The organism is Alteromonas pelagimontana, assembly GCF_002499975.2.
GTDB lineage: Bacteria > Pseudomonadota > Gammaproteobacteria > Enterobacterales > Alteromonadaceae > Alteromonas > Alteromonas pelagimontana.
The window spans coordinates 3,063,890-3,084,707 of record NZ_CP052766.1 but is presented as its reverse complement, the minus strand read 5'-3'; the positions used below and the strand labels follow the sequence as shown (position 1 = coordinate 3,084,707).

Sequence of the window (20,818 nt, the reverse complement as noted above, 5' to 3'; positions counted from 1 at the left end):
TTTGATGGATTAGTCCTTGGCTGTAAATACAGCAAATCAAATAGTTTTGCTCTCGTTTCAGGCCAGTCGAACCCTATAACTTTTGGAAGCGGTATTCTACAACACTTGCTCAAACCTTTGGTCGCTCAGTAAATGAGAAACCAATTCCGTTGAAGTCCTCATACATCCCGTGCCGGTGTTAAACGTAAAAAACTGAACCTGCGGCAGGGAAGCATACCTCGACAATATACACCAGATTTTAAAGGCAATGGCGTTTACCGCGGCGACTAACCAGAAGCCTCGCCGACGGCCTTGATACAGTTCACGTTAACCAGTTAATTCTGAAGTACATCGGGCAACGTAAGGATCAGTCAACTACCGCCACCTACTATTCCGTATTAAAGGTAAAATCCGGCGCTGTCGCCGATGCGATTTTTTTTTCTCCTGCATCATGCCCGCTGATGACAGAAACATTGAAGGTACCCGGTGACGCGGAATTTTCTGCTTAATCTTAAGCGATACCTCAGACTTTTCGGATGATCATGTTCACCTAAAAGCTTCTTCGAGTTTAATGGAGTGACGTGATAAATTTCATGAATAATTACGCTTTCCGGCAGCAGCTTTCATAACGGACGGTGTTGGTCATTCAGATAAGTAAACACTACAGCTCGTTCTCCTGTTAAAGTGCAACTATGAGCCATAATGATTTTTAAACGTAGGTTCACTCAGAAGGCTCCATGAGACCACTATTTTATTCTCTCTCTACTCGTCGCTACAGAGTATTTCATATCCGGTGCCGCGTGGCCGCAATGGTGCGTTCGAAAACCTGAAAGCACAAACCCTGACCCACTTTTTACCAAAATTTAATTTTTCTACTGTAAGCTACAAATTTTTTTGATACTAGGAGGGCGTTGTTGCCTAAATTGAACTTTCCTGCGTTTGCCGGATCAGATCGTCACACTCATTAGCGGCGAATGAACATGGGCAAGGCAAAAAACAAGATATCCAATTGGTCGAAGTACAATCAGGCACTGGTTAATCGCGGCTCGATTACCTTCTGGATAGATGACAAAGCTATTGCTGCCTGGCACTGCGAAACACATCATGGTGGTCGGGGGCGAGGATTTCAGTTTTCGAATACTGCCATCGAAACGGCACTGACGATAAAAGCTGTGTTTAGTTTGCCTCTTAGAGCCACAGAAGGATTTCTGAATTCAGTGTTTGCCTTGATGAAACTGCCTTGCCGCTCTCCTGGTTACAGTTGCTTGAGCAAGCGAGCAAAGACGGTTGAGATTAATTATAAATGCCGCTCTCGTGGCCCTGTCGCCCACGTGGTCGTTGATGCCACAGGATTAAAGATCTATGGTGAAGGCGAATGGCATGCTCATAAACACGGAAGAGAGAAACGGCGGCGCTGGCGTAAACTACACGTCGCGGTGAACAGCGATACCCATGAAGTCATTGCCGCACAAATGAGTATGGAAAATGTGGGCGATAACCAAGTATTGCCCTCACTACTAAATCCGCTTCGGCGCAGAATAGATCAGCTCAGCGCCGACGGAGCCTATGATACCAAAGGCTGCCATCAGTTGTTGATGAAGAAAAAGGTAGCGGCCAGTATCCCGCCGCGAGAAAATGCAGGCTTCTGGCAAGAAGGTCATCCTCGTAACAATGCAGTGAAGGCACTCAAAGCGGGGAAACTGGCAGATTGGAAGCAGGAAAGCGGCTACCATCGTCGCTCCCTGTCAGAAACCGCGATGTACCGTTATAAAACCTTGGTCAGCAACCGATTAAGTCTGCGCAGTCATAATGCTCAGGTCGCGGAAATGATGGTGGGTGTTAAGATAATGAACAGGGTCATTGGGCTTAGTGTGCCTGTTCGTCAGGAAACTGATTAATCGGCCGGAGCGCCCAACCCCAAAGGAATAGAAGCAATTATTTGATCAACAACGCCCGAATTAGCTATAGATTGTGAGCATGTAGCATAGGAAACAAATACTGCCTGCAATATTGTATGAAATCTGACAACATCTCCTGACAAGTTGATATTAGTCCCTCTCGCACGGCTCATTTATGCTGATTTTTATCGAAAAAATGAGACTAGCAAAGTCTTCCCTTAGTATCTCTAAGCCAAGTGCAGTTTATATTTCCGATATTGAAGGCAAACGGTTTTCTTCCCATAACTGACCTTTTAATTATGTCCTCATTTACTGGGCAAAGAGAGTCAACATGTGGAAGTTGTCGATTGCATCACGTGAGCATCGGCCTATAAAGTAGTAAATAGTAAAACGGCAACCAATCTGATAGTCACCATCTTTCCCGTTGGCCATTGCTATAACAAGATGCACCAATTTATCGCTTTCCCATTGAGCTCGTACTCGCAGACCATGGCCAACGGCGAATTTTATGGCCTCTCAGCGCATAGAAAAGTATGAACAAATAGCACGGCAAGCCTACAAGATATGCAAGTTGTAAGTCGCCGGTGGCGGATGAAATTTTACCGAATACCAGCGGCAAAATCGCCCCTCCGGATATTCCCATAATAAGGAGCGCAGAACCCTGAGCTGAGTGCTGCCCAAGATCTTTTAAAGCCAGGGGCCATACGGATGGCCAGACCAATGCGTGAGCGAGCCCCATTAATGCGACCCATGTCACCGGGTTCGGCAATACCGGAATTCCTGTCCAGCCCCACAGTAACTGAGACAGACTTACTGAGTCCGGCGAAGCTGTAATAATCCCCACGATGCAGGCACTCCCTGCCACTGCAGAAAGAGTTAACGCTTTTTGTTGTGAAATAAAACGCGGAATACAAATGATGCCAAGCACATAACCTATAACCATAAAAAACATGGTATAGGAAGTTAATCCGGAGAAATTAGGGACATCCAGTGATGCACCATACAAGCCTATCGTATCGCCGGCGATTACCTCAACCCCCACATAAGCAAATAATGCAAAAGCACCCAGCACTGCCTGAGGATAATTTAAAATTGAAGATTTCTTTTCGGCTGTCGCAATACTGCCGCTAGGATCACTTGTGGGCTGGATCTCAGGTAACGGTGCAAACTTTAGTAATCCAATCAGTACAAATAACACTCCCGCCATTATGGTATAAGGCATTATGAGCTTTTGTGAGAGCGTTTCTTTATAGATCAGAAATTGCTCATCCGATAAGGACATCACATAGCTTTTAGATATATCGCCAATGTCAGATAAAATAAGTGCCGTAAATATAATAGGAACAACTACTCCAGCGCCCTTATTTACGATACCCATAATACTAATTCGCATTGCCGCACTTTTTTCCGGTCCAAGATAAACCAGATAGGGGTTAGAGGCAGTCTGTAGAATAGTAAGGCCGGTAGCCAGCACAAATAAAGCCAGTAAAAATAACGAATAAATTCCGCTCAAAGCAGCAGGGATATGCAGTAAGGCTCCCACAGACATAATCAACAACCCGATGGCCATCCCGTTCTTGTATCCAGAGCGAGAAAGGATCATGGACATTGGATAGGCCATAACTGTGTATGCAATATAAAAAGAAAACGTGACCAGTAATGCTTCAAACTCATCGAGCTCACAGATTATCTGTAAAAACGGAATAAGCGAGCCATTCAGCCATGTGACGAAGCCAAAAATAAAAAATAAGATGCCGATTATTGTCATTGAAATAACTGATTGGATATTGGTTTTATTACTAAACTTCATATAGTTCTCACGTTTGCTAGCATTTTATCTGGCGTTTGCAGCGTATATTTGGTGACCGTCAATCCAGGTTGAGGCCACATCTCTATTTGCCGTTAACTGCACAAAGGAAGCTGGCGCCCCTACAGTAATCAATGGCTCTGGTTTTATTGGCAACTGGCTTTTACCCGCTAAAAACATCAGGGGATACAGGCTTGCCATTCGAATGGCTTCTTCAAGAGAAAGGTCAAGGAGATGAATACAGTTTTTTACTGCACCTACCATGTTCAGGGCAGAGCCTGCCAACTCACCGGTGGTGGATCGTAACTCACCATCAACGAGATAAACTTCCCGGTCAAAGAATTCAAACCGGTCAACGGATGAGCCAACAGGAGGCATAGCGTCAGTAACCAGAAAGATGCCACCAGCAGGTTTGGCTCTCAGCGCTAGCTGACAAGTTTTCGCTGACACATGGTGTCCATCCAGAATCAAACCGCACAATGTCTTATCGGAAAGCAGCGCGGCACCAGTAACTCCAGGCTCGCGACTGGTAAGCGCAGACATGGCGTTAAATAAATGAGTAATTCCGGTTGCACCAGCTTCAAATGCACGCTGGGCGCAATCAAAGCTGGCATTGGTGTGCCCCAGCGAGACAATTACCCCAGCGTCGGTCAACCGTTTTATATCTGCCTCGCTCACACACTCAGGTGCCAGGGTAACTACTACCCTTCCGATATCCTTACGTGTAAAAATATCTAATTCGGCCGACGAGAGTGAGCGGATAAACTGTGCGCTGTGAGCCCCCTTTTTAGCCTGCGCGATGTGAGGTCCTTCAAAATGAATACCCAGTACACCGGGGATTCGTCGACGGAGAGCCTGGGCCACAGCATCCGCTGCAACTTCCATTTTCAAGATGTCATCAGTGATAATCGTAGGTAACATCCCTGTGGTACCATATCTGGCGTGCGCCGAGGTAATCGCGGCTATCGAAGCGACCGTCGGTGCATCATTAAATAACACACCGCCACCTCCGTTAACCTGCACATCAACAAAGCCAGGTACGCACAATCCTTCCAGTTCTACATCAAAGTGACTGCCATTTTTCTCCATGGCGCTGACTACGCCATCATTAATATGCATTACCACATTTGTTTGAGTAGTCGCGCCATCAAAGAGTGATTTAGTTTTTATTCTCAAAATGCCATCCGAGCTCATCACAATGTCTCAGTGACTTTCTTCAACCCTTGGGGACTATCGGGGTTTAACCCCAGACTGACAGATATTCGTGCCACATCTATATAAAAACGCTGTAACACTAATAGTGGCAAAAGGCGTGGGTGAGTTTTCTTGCTGGCAGCATTAAGTTCTAATACCGTGGCTTTTCTGTTTTTAACTTCTGCCACCTGCGTTGCGTGAGACTGGTAACTTTCATCCATAATATTACAGTTCAACACAGTTAAACCGCGAGAGACCAGCGTGATGGGGCCATGAGAAAATTCAGCACTACTAAAGGCTTCCGCCTGGATACAACATACCTCTTTCATTTTTAGCGCAATTTCTTTCGCTATGGCATACCCAAAGCCACGTCCTAGTACAACCAAACTTGTTGTGGAAGCAAAATCGTCAGGTTGTAACTGGACCGAGTCTGCTGCAGCATTAACTAATGCTCCTGGCAAACGTTGAAACTCGTTATACAGCGTGCGATTGTCAGACCACACTGATACCAGGTGTACTAATGCTGACAGGGTACCCAGGAAGCTTTTGGTGGCAGCCACGGACTGCTCTTCGCCTGCACAAATGGGGATCACTGCATCAACCAGTTCGGCCAACGGTGAGCTTTCATCATTTACTATCGCAATACAGTAGGCTCCGCCGGCTTTCGCCATTTCAGCTTGTGAAATAATGTCGGGACTGCGGCCGGATTGAGAGATAATAATTGCCACAGCCCCTTTCAATCGAAGCTGTTGTTTAAACACGCTGGATACGGAGGGGGCTGCAGCAAAAGTTGGTATGTTTAATTCAACTTCTATTAAATATTTTGCAAACACTCCGGCATGATCAGACGATCCCCGGCCAATTAACATCACCATGGTCGGATCAAGATGTTTAAGGTGACTAACCAGTCTTTCCACTACGTCTATATTACGTCTAATCTGGTGCTCGACTACAGAGGCTGTTTGTAACGCCTCCTGCTCCATTATTGATTGAGTCATAATGTTTACAAACCTCTACTTCGCGATACTGTTTTTTGCAAAAAGGGCAGCCCCAACTTCAGGCGGATGAATCGGTTTTGCCAGTTTCTCCTGAAGTTCAGAAGATAAAAATTCTTTAATGGTGTCCGCCATCCCCCCGATGAAGGAAAGCCGGGGTGGATCATGTGCCAGTAAGCTATCGGCCATGTTCTCCAGATAACCTACACCTTCATCCAGAATGGTTTGAGCAATTGCATCCTGCTCTACCGCAGCTTGAAATACGCAATGCGCCAAGCCCGCAAACTTAGACGGGGATTTAGTTGCAACGTAAGAAATAATGTCATTGGCACTTTGGGTATTCAGGTGATTAAAAAGATGATGGGTAATTCTGGTCTGTGGTCCCAGCCTATCCATAGACAGCAATACTGACTGCACCGCCCGCATTCCGAACCAGGCGCCACTGCCCTTATCGCCTTGCGGAAATCCATGGCCGCCTAACATAAAGGACTCTCCAGCGACAGTAGCGAAACCACATGTTCCGGTTCCTGATACTATAACTGCGCCATCTGTACCGTTGTGAGCCCCCAGACAGGCAACAGATAAATCCGTAGTGAGATACTGCGAATGAAATGGTGACTCCCAGTCTGCGATCTGAGAAAAAAATGCGGGAATATTGACACCGGCCAAACCAAGGCCGGCAGGAATATTGTTAAGTTGCAGCCCACTAAGTTTTGGAATGTTTCGTTGCGCAGCTTCCAATGCTTTTAACGCAGATTCAACAATGGAGTTCTTAGCCTTCTGCAAACCATAAACCGGATTACCAGCACCGGCAACGCCTATACCCAGGATACTGTGGTAGTCGTCAATCAACACCGCTTTACATTTCGTTCCACCGCCGTCAATGCCCAGGTAAAGGCGTTCTGAATTGTAATACATATATCTCTCTTTATTAATCATCGGCACAGTTAATCTTCTGAAGGCGGCAAAACAAGCAGTGCATCTGCGACCGCCCGCTCACCGCTGCGATCCGAGGGCATGCCGGTCGCTTTTCCATTTACAATCATCACGCTTGAACCTCCACCATCCAGGTTGATTGCCCGGACGGCTCCTAAGTCAGAAAGTACCTGCGCCATTTCATATATGGTTAACCCAGCGCTTTTTGTTGGATCCCGACCGTAAGCGACTACAAAATATGCAGTCCCGTCAGGCGCTATGCCCACCGCGGTTCTTGGATGACGTTTATTTACCCAACCATCGAAAAATACTGCCCTCTTGCCTCTGGCAACCGGGTCGGATGCAATATCGTCTTTTTCATCCTGGCTTAGAACACCCTCTGCATGTAAGGGAGACCAACCCTCCTGCTGCCAAAGATCAACTGGTTTTGCCCCGTTCAATAGGAGCGTCGGCCCGCCGTTTATTAGCGATGTACCGGCGTCGATAGTTACCAGCTCACCATTACTGAACACCTCGAATTCCATTGTTGCGCTGTCGCTGCTGGCGGTGAACCTGGTTAAAGCCTGGCGTTTATCTCCGGTAGCAATAACTAAAAGATGCTTTTCAGGTAGTGCTTTTTTTTCAAAAGTTGAAACTGGTTTTATTTGCCCCGCATGATCGATATATGCCATTGCTGCCAAAGGTGATAAGTCTGGTAACTGACCATAATCAGAAGTAAGTACTACTATTTCATCCAGGCTGTGACACACGGTGTCGTGGGCTGATGAAACCAAAGACGCCTCTTTGTAAAATCCGCAGTTAAATACTTTGCCGGGCTCCCTGTTGATGCCATTTACAGGTAGTGAGCGACCCTCTGCCTGCAAGCGCAATTGAGTAGTTACATCAGGTAGCACTTCAAAACGTAATTGCGGTTCTTGTTGAATTAGCAATGCTGGACGATGGGCGACTGCTTCGCTGATTAGCTGACCATTAATAATCGCCAGACCAGCAGGGTCGCCAATGACCCCAAGTGCTTTTTTATAAACAAAAAAGCCACCGTTAACTCCTGCCACAGCAGATGTACGCGCCACCATTTCTGATACCACTTCGACCCCTTCAACCTGATCTTTAGCCAACTTCATCTGTACGCTTCCGCGAAACTTCTCGGGGATGACTTCCAGTACACTGAGCTGCTGGTTAGCAGGCGTTCCGGGGAAAGAAGAATGATGATGTATGGTGAATTTATTCGCATGCTCCCCCAGATCGTGCAGTACCTGCTGCGCCACCACGGGGTTTGCAAAACCACTTACTACTAATCTGTAACCAACATCAAAATTGTCTTTGCCAATGGCACCGGCGTTTTCTACCTCTGCCTCAAAGACACTGTCCTTGTTGGTATCTAGCACAGCATTGACTTGCACCATCTGGTGACTCGCGTCCTGCATTGAAGTCAGAGGCCCGGAAAGAACATACTGATCATTACCGCTAGAGTGGCTGAGTGAATAAAACACCAGACCGGGATGCAGTTGAATGCGATCCGATTCCGTCAGGCTGAATCCAGCTAAGCTGTCAGGCAATCCAAAGTCCTTCGCAAACACAGGAATCGCCGCCGCAAGTGCCAGCACAATAACTGCGGGCATTTTATAGAACATATCTACTCTCATCATCAGTGCAGAGGAGAACCAACTCTACTGCGAGAAAAAACGAAAATACAAACGCGGTTAAGAGGCAGCCTCTGCTCAACGCGTGTTGCATGATTCCGGAATCAGAAAAAACTTGCTAAAAATCCAGTTAAGTACCACCGCGGTACTTAATCTAGGCGAGCAGTTGAGTTAAGTCAATCGTTTTTATACCGTTTCGATACTTAAGTTTTCACATAAATGTCATAAGAGTTTGATTTTAAGGCAATTAAGTTTTAGAGAAGAAACGAGAGTCCAAAAATAAATACCGAAGCAATACTTAGATAGGAAGATTTACCTGTGGATTGTAAACCTCTCTGTTGCTAAATTAAGAAGACAAGGAAGGCAGCTAGTTTGCCGTAACAAGAGGATCTTCAATTGCATCACCAACCTCGTAACACGCCTATTTCCGGACTCGAGTCGGAACTTAACAGCAGCCATAAGCGGGTGCTGGAAATTATTCGCCGTAATAAAAAAGCGACTCGAGCACAAATTGCTAAAGAGACCGGGCTGTCTACCCAATCGCTGACGCGTCTAACCAAGCAACTGATGCAACTAGATCTTATTTCAGAGCATTCCAGAGTTGAAGGACATCGGGGCCAGCCTGCGATTTACCTTACCATCACAGAGAAGCGCTTTTGCTGTGTGGGTGTGGTGTTTGAACACGACCGCATAACCGTTGTACTGGATGACTTCAATTGTAAAAATATTCTGAAATTTACCGAACACGGTACTTTTTTATCTGCCGCCAGGGCTACAAAGTTAGCTCAAGACATGCTCGAAAAACTATTCGCAACCATCGAAGATTCGATCACAGTACTAGGTATTGGCGTCTCGATCTCCGGTTTTTTTATGAATATTGAAGGACAAATTTGTTCTCAACAGGACCCTGTCGGATGGTCACAAATTAATTTCCAGGCTATGTTCGCTGAGCGTTTCAATTGCCCCTGTTTTGTGGAAAATGATGGTAACGCAGCGTCTATCGGCTTTTCCCAAACCCAAGAGGGGGCAACATTTCAGAGTTTCTTCCTATTATTGTTCACGCTGGATGTTGGTGGTGGGTTTGTATTTAATGGGCAGTTAGTAGACGGAGCTTATGGGAACGCTGGGGAAATAGCGGCTTTGTTTAACTCAAATGCAAGTATGCCACGACCTACTATTGGTTCCTTGCAACAATATTACAGCGATGCGGCCGCGCAGCCGACAGATTATGGTGATATTGAAAAAGCCATTGCAAAAGGTGACCCAATCATCGAATCCTGGACGATGTCCTGTGTTGAATCGATGAAATACCCCTTGAAGGCAATTCAAAGTCTGTTGGATCCCGAAGCCATTATCTTTGCCGGCAGATTACCTGACGCGCTACAGAAAAAATTGTCGGAGAATATTCACATTGCCGCACCATCCTTTGGCGGCCTGACTGCACCCAAGCCCACAATCTACGTATCGGGAGGCAGCAATATACTGGAGCTTGGCGTGACTTCTATTCCCGCGTTTTACTTCTTCAATCGGTAACTGTGAGAAACCGTTTAGCAAGATTAACTAAACGTTCTCCGTCACCTTATCTAAACTGACTCACCCCATTTGCGCCTACAGTTTCCAGCCGCTACCGAACTAACACAACAAGCTCGACATCGCCTCACATGTACGGCCTCACCACAGCCAAACTCTCCAGCCCCCATTAAATCCCCTAGCAAAATTTAAAAACCACAAAAATATTGTTTCCCCGTAATAAAAAAACCTCTAAAACCGAAATAATAGCTCAAAAAATAGGCTTTATTACTTTTACAATCAGATAGTTACAACTTTTTCACCAAAAAATGGTGTAATTTTAATCTTAATGTCACATACTTTTAATTAAATACCGCTGCGGTAATAAATCACAATAGCTATAAAACAAATCTGTAGAGGAATACACGATGAAAGCATCTAATCCGTCCAGGATCCCTGCGTCACCACAGTTCAAGCCAACGTTATGTGCGTTGCTCGTCAGCCTTGCTTTTACGGCCGAGGCTCAAACGTCAAGCGAGAATCCAGTACAAGCTGATCAGGAGACGGTGGAAAAAATTAATGTGGTGGGTAGTCGCTTGCAAACCACAAAAGCCATTGCAACCAAACTGTCGACTGACAAGTTTGTCGATTCAATTAGTGAAGACGAGGCTGCATCATTTGCCGGCGAAAATGCCGCAGAGACACTTACTTCCCTCCCCGCGATTACTATCCAGGGGAACGGTGAAACGATTACAAACAGATTTGTTACCATTCGCGGTATCAATCCAGATTGGAACTTAACCACTTTAAACGATCTGAATGTTGCAACCCCCAATGCGAGCAGCCGTTCTCAGTATTTTGATCTGTTTCCAAGCAATCTGGCTAAGCGTATCGAGGTCTTCAAAACGTTCACCGCCAGTGACCAGGGTGGTTCCATCGGCGGGGTAACTAACTTTGTATCTCGCCGTGGTTCAGAGTTTGACAAACCGATATTCATCGCAACAGGAGGTGTCGGATTTGCTGAAATCGATGAATCTGTAGAAGACCGTAAGCTGCCGTTCAATATTGATTTAACCTATGCTTCTAAGTTAACAGAAAAGCTCGGCGTTTCCGTTTCTGCATCATATAATCAAAGGGCGCGCTCGCAACCATCGACTTTGCCGCGTTCACGCAGCACAACGATTGATGGCATTACCATTCCCCGTGAGTATAGATTAGCCTTCGAAACCACCGACATTGAACGCGTTAACCTCAGCACAACTGTTGATTATTTATTAGATGAATCCACCACGCTCTGGCTGGCTGCCGGGTTTAATAAAACTGAGTTTACCAAATACCATTACAAGTCTGACGAGCGGATCACGTCCGGGACCTACAGCATTGATCCAATCGATGAAAATACCGGTTATGTCACCGTCGATGAAAGCACCGAAGATGGCGTATACGGCGGCGCACACTTTGCCGAGATCGCCACCATTAACACTGATTCAGATATGGGGTTTATCCAGGCGGGATACGAAAAGCTCATTGGGGACCTGGGATTTTTAGAAGTAAAAGGTAGCTACTCTAAGGCAACGGAAAGCCGATTGGACCGTTATAGTCTCTTTTTCCATACTCCGGAACGGGCGACTTTTTTCTACGATAAATCCAACCCCAGTTTGCCAACCATTGGATTGGTAGAAACCGATGGACAGACCCTCGATACCTTTTATGCGCCCGAAAAATACCATCTGCAAAACGATCAGTATAATCCGCGCGAAACTGATGCTGACATGATTGACTTAGCATTAAACTACAGTTGGAACACAGGTAAAGTCGCGGACGGACTTGGCTTTAAGGTTGGTGCAAAATACACCACTTCTGATCGCAGCTACGATTACAATAAACACGAATACCGTACTACTGATGCGGGCGCTGAACAGTTTACCCTAGCGACTATCTATGTGGATCCGCCTAATGTGCCCTATCCCGGTATGAACTCAAACAGGCGCGCGATGTTTGGAGATCTCGGTTTACGTAACAGTTTAATCAGCTCTCACGTGTCGGATGCCAATTTGTTCACCCTGATGACCTCCGACAGCAATGACTACTCAAGTGACTACACGCTTGATGAGACCATCAGCAGTGCATATGCAAAAGCTGAGTACAATAGTGATGATTTTTTTGCCCACGCCGGCCTGCGATATGAGGACACTGACTATTCCGGAACAGGGTACCGTTTGGAAAACGGCGATTGGATAGCATCCTCTCTGAGTAATGATTACGCTAAACTGCTGCCCTCAGCTGGCATTAATTATCATCTAACGGATGATCTGCGGCTTAGCGCTACTTATAGCAAAACCATTGCTCGTCCAGACTATGTTGATCTTGCCCCTCTAGGCGAGGTGCTGGACTTGAGTGAAACGGGCGTGGGCTCGATTACTCGCTCTAATCCTGACTTAAAACCCCGCTCATCTAACAACTATGATGTTTATGCTGATTGGGTCATTACCGACGGGCTTATCTCCGCAGGCTATTTCTACAAAGATATTAAAGACGAAATCATCACACTGCGTGAGATGGACGAACTTACTATAGATGGTCAGGTCTATGACATGACGATTTCCCAGAAAGTGAACTCCCAAAGCGCACGTCTCTCCGGCTTCGAACTTAATGTAATGAAAGAGCTGACCTTTTTACCGGCTCCATGGGACAACCTGGGGGTAAATATTAACGGCACGCTGATGTCTGGTGATTTTAAAGTACCTGACTCTTCAAGCCGTCAGGACCCGGGCTTCCTGCTCACTCAACCAGAAAAACTGGCGAACGTAGCTGTTTACTATTCCGGTGAGCTTTTTGATGCCAGAATTATTTACTCCTATACCGGCGAAAAACCCGTTGGCTTTGATGTCGCCAATGAAGCCAATGATCTTATTCGCCTGTCCCGAACCGATTTGTCTGCAAAGGTCCGCTACTTTGTAAACGACAACCTGGAACTGTATGCATCAGGCACCAATTTAACTTCTGAAGATTTCACCGACGTAAGGCCAGACGGCGCTTTATACCGCTATCGTAATGAAGGCCGCAACTACAAAGTAGGTATTACCTATAAGTTCTGATTAACGACTACAAGCCGCATACTCCTTGCGGGTATGCGGCAGTATCAGTCTTGCCGCTGCTTTTACTTTTTTCACGCAGTAAGAGCAAGCGCGTCTGTATTAAGAGAGCTCAACTATGAACATAAAAAAGTTACCTGCTATTGCCGCCTTTTTAATGGGGCTGTTGCTTTTGGCAGGATGCGATTCCGATGACAGCAGTAGTGATATATCGCCGCCTGTAAAAGAGGAGCCGCCAACTGAAAGTAAGATGGCTTTGAAGATCATGGCGTTTAACATCCAGGCGGGTCGTAACGCCGATGGCGAGATAAACCTTGAATCTATTGCCAAATTAATTGAGCTTGCCGCCCCCGATATCGTTGCCTTACAGGAAGTCGACATGAACACCGACCGCAGTGGCGGTCTCGACATGGTCGCTATTTTGGCTAATCTGACCGGCTATGAAGCCAGCTTTGGTCCTGCTATGGAATACGACAATGGACATTACGGTAATGCACTGCTTAGTAAGACCTCTTTCGTTGAAACAACTACCCTTCAATTAGCGGAAGGTGGAGAGCCTCGCAGCGCAGCCAAGGGAACAATCACAATTCCCAGTGATATTCAGGTGGATTTATATAGTGCTCACTTTGATGCCTGGGAAAGACTTGCCCGCGTAGACTCAGCATATCAGCTTAACACCCTGGCAACTGACAATCAGCGTCCAGCTGTTCTGGCCGGCGATCTCAATGCTGTACTCGGCAGTGAAAGCATCAAGGTTCTAAGCCAAACCTGGCAATTATCGGATCCGGAGGGCACGAATCTGACTTTCCCGGCATCAAACCCCACCAAAAAAATTGATTATGTCGCATTTTATCCAAAGGATAGCTGGCGGGTGCTCAGCACTGAAGTTCTGGCCTTCCCCAATCTGTCCGACCATCGCCCTTATGTAGTGGAATTGGAATACCTCAATCAATAGCAATACTTTCGAGAACCTATAACTTCCTAAAAAGCTGAGTGTCAGTGGGAAATCCGTTAAGGAGAAGGAAATGAAGCGTTATCTGTTTATATTATTAGCCCTGTTTGGCTGCGTTAGCATTAATGCACAAGCCGGTGAACTGTCGATTACCAGTCTCAACATAGGAGCAGGTACAAAAGGTTTGAATTACCAGGGTCTTTGCACCCACAGTCAGTTTGGTAGCAACAATGATCTCACCATAGTGGGATTGCGTCGTTACCTGGGTCAGATAGCCGTGGATAATTACAGTTACGGTAGTGACCAAAGTCTTTTACTGCTACAAGAAGTAGATGTACTCACTCAACGCAACATTGGCTGGAATATGCCAGAATATTTTGCCAACCACCTCAACCAATATATGCAGTCTAACGGAATATATAATTGGCAATGGACCAGCCATTTTTCAGGTATTCCTTACCGTAATGGTCAGTATGGTATTGCCACACTTTCGAGCGCCTCTTTACAGAAGTCCACCACCCGTTTCCACCAGGTTAATGACGATCCACACAATCAAGTCTACCAGTCCGTCAAAGTTAACGCCGATGGTGAATGGTTTTGGGTGATTAATACACATTTTACAGCGGGCGATCCGCTGGTAGCACAGCAACAGCTTGATGAAGTACTCAATTATGTTGACACACTTGATCCGACGGTAAATGTCGTTATTGCCGGAGACTTCAATATTTACCGTGATGGATTACACAAGACGTTATGCCCTTCAGGAGGGTTATGTAATGGTGCTGACCACCAACAAGCCTACCAGGATATGGTTAATGCTTTAGATAACTCTGGATTTAGCGAGTTAGGCAGTTACGCGGGCGCTTGCTGGAACAACAATACATGCTCATTTAAAGCAACCGGAGCAAATTACGCTCGCATGGATTACATCTTCCTGCGTAGCGCGAACACCGCTTTCACCACAAGCCTGCAACTGGATCGACCATTCGTCGACAATAGCTGCTTGCTGACTGATCACTTTTCATTAAACGCAACCCTGAGCTGGTAATCACCAGCTCAGTAACGCATTGGGATGTAACAATGAAACGATTTTTGCTTTTACTCTTCCTAGCCGTAGCAAACTGTTCCTCAGCAATGGCTAAGCCACAACAAAACACAGAAGAAGCGAGGCAATTTCCACGAAATATTATTATGGTTATCGCAGATGGTATGGGCCCCGCCTATACCACGGCTTACCGCAACTTTTCTGATGATCCGAACACCGATATGGTTGAGCCGGTAATATTTGACGACATCTTTGTTGGAAATGCATCAACCTACCCGGCATCCGAGTCTGGGTATGTAACAGATTCCGCAGCCGCAGCGACCGCGCTAGCGACCGGTATAAAAACTTACAACGGTGCCATAGGCGTGGACGTCAACAAGCAACCCGTTGAATCAGTGCTACAACGCGCAAAAACCCTGGGTTTACGCACTGGCTTAGCCGTAACTTCTCAAATTAATCACGCCACTCCTGCCGCTTATATTGCGCATAATGAAAGCAGACAAAACTATCCGCAAATAGCGGATAGTTTTTTCGATAGCCGTGTCGATAATCAATTAATAGCTGATGTTATGCTGGGTGGTGGAACGCGGTACTTTAATCGAGAAGACAGGGATGTAACTGCTGAATTCATCAACGCCGGTTATGAGTTTGCAGAACAATACGATGATTTGTTAAAAATTGACGAGGGCAGTAATGTATTGGGTTTGTTCGCAGAAGTGGGATTACCACCTGCACTTGATGATCCCAAGGATGATCGTCTTGCGTTTTTAACCAAACACGCTATTCGCTTTTTAGAGAATCCCAACGGATTTTTTTTACTGGTAGAAGCAAGTCAGGTTGACTGGGCAGGTCATAGTAATGATATTGCCTCAGTGGTTGCCGAAATGGATGATCTCGCTCAAACGCTGGATTATCTCCAAAGCTATGTGGCAGCGCACCCCGACACGCTCGTGATATTAACCGCAGACCACAATACCGGAGGGTTAACGATTGGTGCCGACGGGGAATATCATTGGGACCCGGCCCCTTTGCACAGAATAAGCGCTTCTGTTACTGCTATTTCTAAGGACTTGGTTAAAGCCGCAGATGTTGAATCATATGTCAGCGATAAACTCGGCTTTACGTTAAATGCGCAAGAAACAGCTCAACTTGAGCAAGTTAAATTACTTTCTGTAGAGGAAGTAGAAAAAGTACTAAAATACATCATAGACAAGCGAACGAATACCGGCTGGACCACTACCGGACATACCGGCACAGACGTTGAAGTTTTCGCCTTTGGTAAACAGAGCCAGCTCTTTACAGGCCAGATTGACAACACCGATATTGCAAAGCATATTTTCGACTTACTGGACCGTCGAACTTCGTCGTAAAGAATAAGAAGGGACGCAATAGCGTCCCGCCGAAAAAAATTACATTTTTTAGTAGCATGGCGTCAGTTGCGAACTACCACCTTTTTGGCTGATTCTGCGTCAAGGACATAGGACCTCACGCAATCAGCGAAGGGATTAGGTTGATCATTTACTGGCGAAACGGAGTGGAATGGATACCCGCGTTCTCCTCAACGCGAAGTCGGTAACGCTGCGATACGCCTATAGCGGCTATTCAACCGCCAGGTTAGACGAACCGTAATATGTCTTCGTAGCGCCAGTACCTGGATTTACCCACGTATTTTGGTGGAGGAAGTTCCCCGCTCTTTACGTGTCTCCAAAGAGTGGTGGAGCTGATCGAAAGTAACATCATCAACTCGGTTGCGGTTAAAACAGTTTTTTGTTCAGAAGGATAGAGATCCGGCTTCATTTGTGGCTCCTTGAGACTACTTAATCCATTCTGGGGTTACCCGTTCTTTCTTATAGTAGTGGATTTGGAGCCGAAAAATTTTGCAGTCAATAAATAATTTTTAATCTACATGAAACCCCTTATTTCTAAGGGATTTATTTGTCATTTTTTCTCAATTCATGTACTTATTGGCAACATACAGCTTCGATTTACTGACTGCCTGCTCCTTTTTAGCGCAGACTTAAATACCACTTCTCCCATTTTTCCAAAGCCGCTCGTTTTTCCGGTAAATATTCCCAGCGATCATAGTGTTTACTTGATGTATCACCAAACGCGTGATTTTGGATACGATCTCTGATTTCTTTCGACAAGCCGATCGAGCCCATCAATGTTTTAACAGTGCGTCTGATATCGCGAGGGGTAAAGTGAGCAAAATCGTTAGCAGCGCAAAACCGGCTGATGGCCGTACTTAGCGAGTCTGTTCGATAATGCTCAGTGAGATTTGTCCCTTTGTAGATCAAAAAGTCAGCGTCGTAGTTAAGGCTCCGCTCGTAGAACCACTGAACAATACTCAATGCACTATTCGTAAGAGGGATAAGATGGCTAGTCTTGTTCTTGCTGTAATTCTCACTGACTTCGATCAAGCTGTAGCCAAAGTCCACACATCCCGGCTTTAAAGTGACAATTTCATAAGGACGCTGCCCACCCGTAAAAATGCAAAGCTTAATAATGTTCGCTGACCACATGCTGATGCCCGAACATCTATCGAGTAACTCCAGTAGTTTTTTGAGTTCCAATTTATCCAGATGCCGGTTACCCACGCGCTCCGCTCCCCCTTGTCTGGGGACACCAGCGACCGGATTACCCTGTAACGCAAATAATACCGACGTATGTTGTTTTGCCGGATCTTTGTCGTGCTTCAAGCCATTTCGAAACGCGGTGTGCAAGTAAGATCTTACTCTGTTCGCTTGGGTGTCAGCGCCTCTGTCAATCATTTTTGCTAGTACTTGAATGATCTGAGTATCTGTAACGGTAGCTGCTTTCTGTTCCGGGGAAATTAGAGGATAAACATCTTTCTCAATGGACGCTAATACCCGATGCCATGTTCGTTTTCCCTCTACTTGCATTGTGGTAATGTATGAATCAATCAACTGACCGAAACTCCCACTCCGCAATTGGTCTGCCTCCAATCTTTTCAGCGTTTCCTGCTTATCCCTTTCGTTACTCAGATGTTCTTTTACATTGATACCTCGCTTTGCCAAAGCGCCATATTCCAAGGCTACTTGACGCGCTTGAGCCAACGTGATTCCACCACGCCCATTCTTGGAATATGTACCAATAACACTATAACTTCGTTTCCCAGCTACTTTCTGAATATAACGAAATGTCGCAGAACCCGTAGTACTTACCTGGAGCACCAATGTACCCATTCCACGAATTAAATCGTTGCAAACAACCGTAATATCCTGCTGACGGTGTTTAGAATTACCTGTTTTGAAAGCGCGTATTGCCGCTTCAATATGTTGAGCTTTTTCTATCACTACTACCGCCTCAGCAACTTGGGGGAAACAGATCCACCGCCAACTTTCGATTACTGGCTTTTCCGATGAAGAGTCCCTTGAAGAGGCTTAACTATAGCACTGAAGAAGATAGAGAGATAGTTTTTGAAATTCAATGAAATGAATTCGCAACGGTATGATGTTGATATTAAGCGCTTTATCCTATATTTTTAAGATTTTTTACTCCACCTGAGCTTACGACTCATAATCGGCAGGTCCCCTGTTCAAGTCAGGGTGGGGCCACCATTTTTTACTATTAATAATCAGCAAGTTAAAATATTTTTCAGGATCTTCAACGTTTCACGTGATTTCCTGTCGCACATTTATCGCACATCATTGGTGGATGTACACAACCATGTGCAAATGAATTCAAGCTTAGGTTAATACTTAACGCGAGATTGGTACCAGCCCGTCTATATTTATCTGCTTTCCCCCCGATGGAATACATTGTGTTGCAGTTCATAGAATTAGTCTCCACGCTTCCCACTCATCCGGATAACTGAAAATGTAGGATAAACAGGTCTTAATCTGGTATCGTAGTTTTCATTAACTGCTTGTAACTCGTGACAAAATACCAGGGCCTGTTGTTTTGCAACTGTGATAATAACTTTCAAGGAGTAGATCCCTAATCTTCCTCCCTTGATGAGTGGTGCACGTGTTATCTGGACTGAGGGTAATTAATGGCTGGTTTTTCTTCGAAAATATCCCATAAACGCTTTTACGAACGAAAGAGCGAACACACCAACCCCTCATTTCCCGCAGAAGTTTCAGGCCCGGACAGAGCTTCCTTGAACAACACAATTACTTTTCAGTGTGAGAGTGATCGAGGTCGCATAATAAATTCTGCTGCCGTACGCCGTCTGCAGCAAAAAACTCAAGTATTTCCACTGGAACGCAACGCTGCAGTAAGAAGCCGTCTTACTCACAGTTTGGAAGTGATGCAGGTGGGGCGCTTCATTGCACGGAAACTGATAACGCTACTGCAAACGGAGCCGCTATATTCGCAGGATATTGAAGGACTTGAGCAGGCATTGGAAAGCCTCGTGGAAATGTCGTGCTTAATGCATGATGTGGGCAATCCTCCTTTTGGTCACTTCGGTGAAAGAGCCATTCAGGATTGGTTTGATAGCGCTATAGTAGCGTGCAGCAAGAAGGCTCTCAAAGCAGCGGATGAGGAAGGAAGCGAAGATGAGCATGCGTCAGAGCCCGAGTCACTCTCAAAGGCGTTGCTGAATGACATTATTCATTTTGAGGGGAACGCTCAGGGTATAAGGCTGATAACACATCTTCAGAAACTGAATCTTACCAAAACTCAAATTGCTTCGGTGCTGAAATATACACGCTGCGGAAACGAGAAGGAGCCGGAAGAAAAGTCGGAGCCCCATTATTACAAACGCAAAAAAGTCGGTTTTTATTACAGTGAGAAAATACCGATTGACAAGATACTTAGCTTTCACAAGCTGAAGCAATGGCATCGTCATCCCATAGCTTACATAATGGAGGCTGCTGATGACATTTCATACTGTATCGCCGATTTAGAAGATGCTGTCGACAAAAATTTGATGACATTCGGTCAGCTTCAGGTTTTGCTTAATGAAAATTTCCGAAAGCACTATGAAGCCTGCGACACGGACTGTACCTGCTCAACTGTGAAAGTCGGCTGGAAAGAGGTACCAGAATGCAAAGCCATGGAAACTTTACTAGGCAGTAGCAAGAATTGGTCTAACTATGACAAGGAGGATGCTTCTCAATTCTTTGTTGCCATGCGGGCGAATTTCGTAAGTGCACTTGTCTCCCATGCGGCCGATACACTCTTCCAGCATCTCCCTCGGATTCTGGAGGGCAGCTACGATAAACATGTGCTTGAAGATGATTCCGCTTATGGTCGTCTGGCGAAAGCCATGAAAGATACTGCCTTTAAGCATGTGTTTTGCCACCCAGAAGTAGAAGCGAATGAACTCAAGGGTTATACGGTCATAACAGGACTGCTGGACAGGTATAGGCCCCTGCTCGAAGCGACCAGAGAAACATTTGAAAAAGCCCTGAATAACGATAAAAAGGTTCCGGTGCTTCTCTCCCGAATGTGCAAGAAATTACCTCAGAAGCATCTGCGTGCGTATCGGGAAGCATTGGCGCCGGAGCAGAAAAATATACAACGGTTTGATTCGGAGCGGGTGATGGAATACTACTATCGCTGTCGTCTCATCCAAGATCTGGTCAGTGGAATGACTGACCAGTATGCCCTTGACGAATACCGCGAGCTGATGGCGCTGGAGACGTTTTAACCGCCTAATGCATGACATGATGCTAAAAAGTTGAAGTTGATTTATTCAAGGCTTCCATTAGCATCGCCGCTTAATAGGGGGAACAGTAAATTGAATTTTGGTACCACATATCCCGCATCTCCTGCGTTGATGACGTACTGAAAAGGAT

Annotated in this window: 14 protein-coding genes; 7 read left to right on the top strand and 7 right to left on the bottom strand. The window is 45.8% G+C overall.

All coding sequences use genetic code 11. The annotated features are described in order from the left end of the window. The first annotated feature begins 959 nt into the window (after positions 1-959). On the top strand, positions 960-1,877 hold the full coding sequence (locus CA267_RS13490; protein ID WP_075610727.1) for an IS5 family transposase: 918 nt from the start codon (positions 960-962) through the stop codon (positions 1,875-1,877). A 454-nt stretch (positions 1,878-2,331) separates the two neighbouring features. On the opposite strand, the gene CA267_RS13485 is transcribed toward CA267_RS13490, so the two are convergent. The 5 genes from CA267_RS13485 to CA267_RS13465 are packed head-to-tail and all read right to left on the bottom strand — an operon-like array spanning position 2,332 to position 8,440. Continuing rightward, complete coding sequence (locus tag CA267_RS13485) at positions 2,332-3,687, bottom strand: sugar MFS transporter (protein ID WP_075610728.1); 1,356 nt, start codon at positions 3,685-3,687, stop codon at positions 2,332-2,334. 24 nt (positions 3,688-3,711) lie between these two features. Next, positions 3,712-4,878, bottom strand: coding sequence for an N-acetylglucosamine-6-phosphate deacetylase (nagA, locus tag CA267_RS13480; protein WP_075610729.1), 1,167 nt, complete (start codon positions 4,876-4,878; stop codon positions 3,712-3,714). Continuing rightward, on the bottom strand, positions 4,878-5,876 hold the full coding sequence (nagB-II, locus tag CA267_RS13475) for a glucosamine-6-phosphate deaminase NagB-II (protein WP_075610730.1): 999 nt from the start codon (positions 5,874-5,876) through the stop codon (positions 4,878-4,880). Before nagB-II ends, nagA begins: the two co-directional genes overlap by 1 nt. Positions 5,877-5,891: 15 nt before the next feature. After that, positions 5,892-6,791 (bottom strand): N-acetylglucosamine kinase, encoded by a 900-nt coding sequence (nagK, locus tag CA267_RS13470; RefSeq protein ID WP_075610731.1) that lies wholly within the window; start codon positions 6,789-6,791, stop codon positions 5,892-5,894. A 29-nt stretch (positions 6,792-6,820) separates the two neighbouring features. Further along, positions 6,821-8,440 (bottom strand): phosphodiester glycosidase family protein, encoded by a 1,620-nt coding sequence (locus CA267_RS13465; protein WP_170669065.1) that lies wholly within the window; start codon positions 8,438-8,440, stop codon positions 6,821-6,823. A gap of 405 nt (positions 8,441-8,845) precedes the next feature. On the opposite strand from CA267_RS13465, the gene CA267_RS13460 reads away from it, so the two are divergent. The 5 genes from CA267_RS13460 (at position 8,846) to CA267_RS13440 (ending at position 16,420) form a co-directional block, all read left to right on the top strand. Beyond that, positions 8,846-9,982: an ROK family transcriptional regulator gene (locus tag CA267_RS13460; protein WP_075610733.1), complete on the top strand. Its 1,137-nt coding sequence runs from the start codon at positions 8,846-8,848 to the stop codon at positions 9,980-9,982. 404 nt (positions 9,983-10,386) lie between these two features. After that, positions 10,387-13,056, top strand: coding sequence for a TonB-dependent receptor (locus CA267_RS13455; protein ID WP_075610734.1), 2,670 nt, complete (start codon positions 10,387-10,389; stop codon positions 13,054-13,056). Between the two features lie 115 nt (positions 13,057-13,171). Continuing rightward, a complete protein-coding gene (locus CA267_RS13450) occupies positions 13,172-14,008 on the top strand; it encodes an endonuclease/exonuclease/phosphatase family protein (RefSeq protein ID WP_075610735.1) in 837 nt (278 codons plus the stop codon). Between the two features lie 70 nt (positions 14,009-14,078). Beyond that, positions 14,079-15,053 (top strand): endonuclease/exonuclease/phosphatase family protein, encoded by a 975-nt coding sequence (locus tag CA267_RS13445; RefSeq protein ID WP_075610736.1) that lies wholly within the window; start codon positions 14,079-14,081, stop codon positions 15,051-15,053. Between the two features lie 86 nt (positions 15,054-15,139). Continuing rightward, complete coding sequence (locus CA267_RS13440) at positions 15,140-16,420, top strand: alkaline phosphatase (protein WP_075610737.1); 1,281 nt, start codon at positions 15,140-15,142, stop codon at positions 16,418-16,420. Positions 16,421-16,664: 244 nt separating this feature from the next. On the opposite strand, the gene CA267_RS19245 is transcribed toward CA267_RS13440, so the two are convergent. Together CA267_RS19245 and CA267_RS13430 are read right to left on the bottom strand one after the other, a co-directional pair. Further along, positions 16,665-16,787 (bottom strand): helix-turn-helix transcriptional regulator, encoded by a 123-nt coding sequence (locus tag CA267_RS19245; protein WP_408609421.1) that lies wholly within the window; start codon positions 16,785-16,787, stop codon positions 16,665-16,667. Positions 16,788-17,056: 269 nt separating this feature from the next. Further along, entirely contained in the window at positions 17,057-18,367 is a 1,311-nt protein-coding gene (locus CA267_RS13430) for a tyrosine-type recombinase/integrase (RefSeq protein WP_083638608.1), read from the bottom strand. Between the two features lie 698 nt (positions 18,368-19,065). Between CA267_RS13430 and dgt the strand changes: the two genes are divergently transcribed. Next, positions 19,066-20,670 carry a dGTPase gene (gene dgt, locus CA267_RS13425; protein WP_075610739.1) on the top strand — a complete coding sequence of 535 codons (1,605 nt, stop codon included), beginning with the start codon at positions 19,066-19,068 and terminating at the stop codon, positions 20,668-20,670. Positions 20,671-20,818 lie beyond the last annotated feature (148 nt).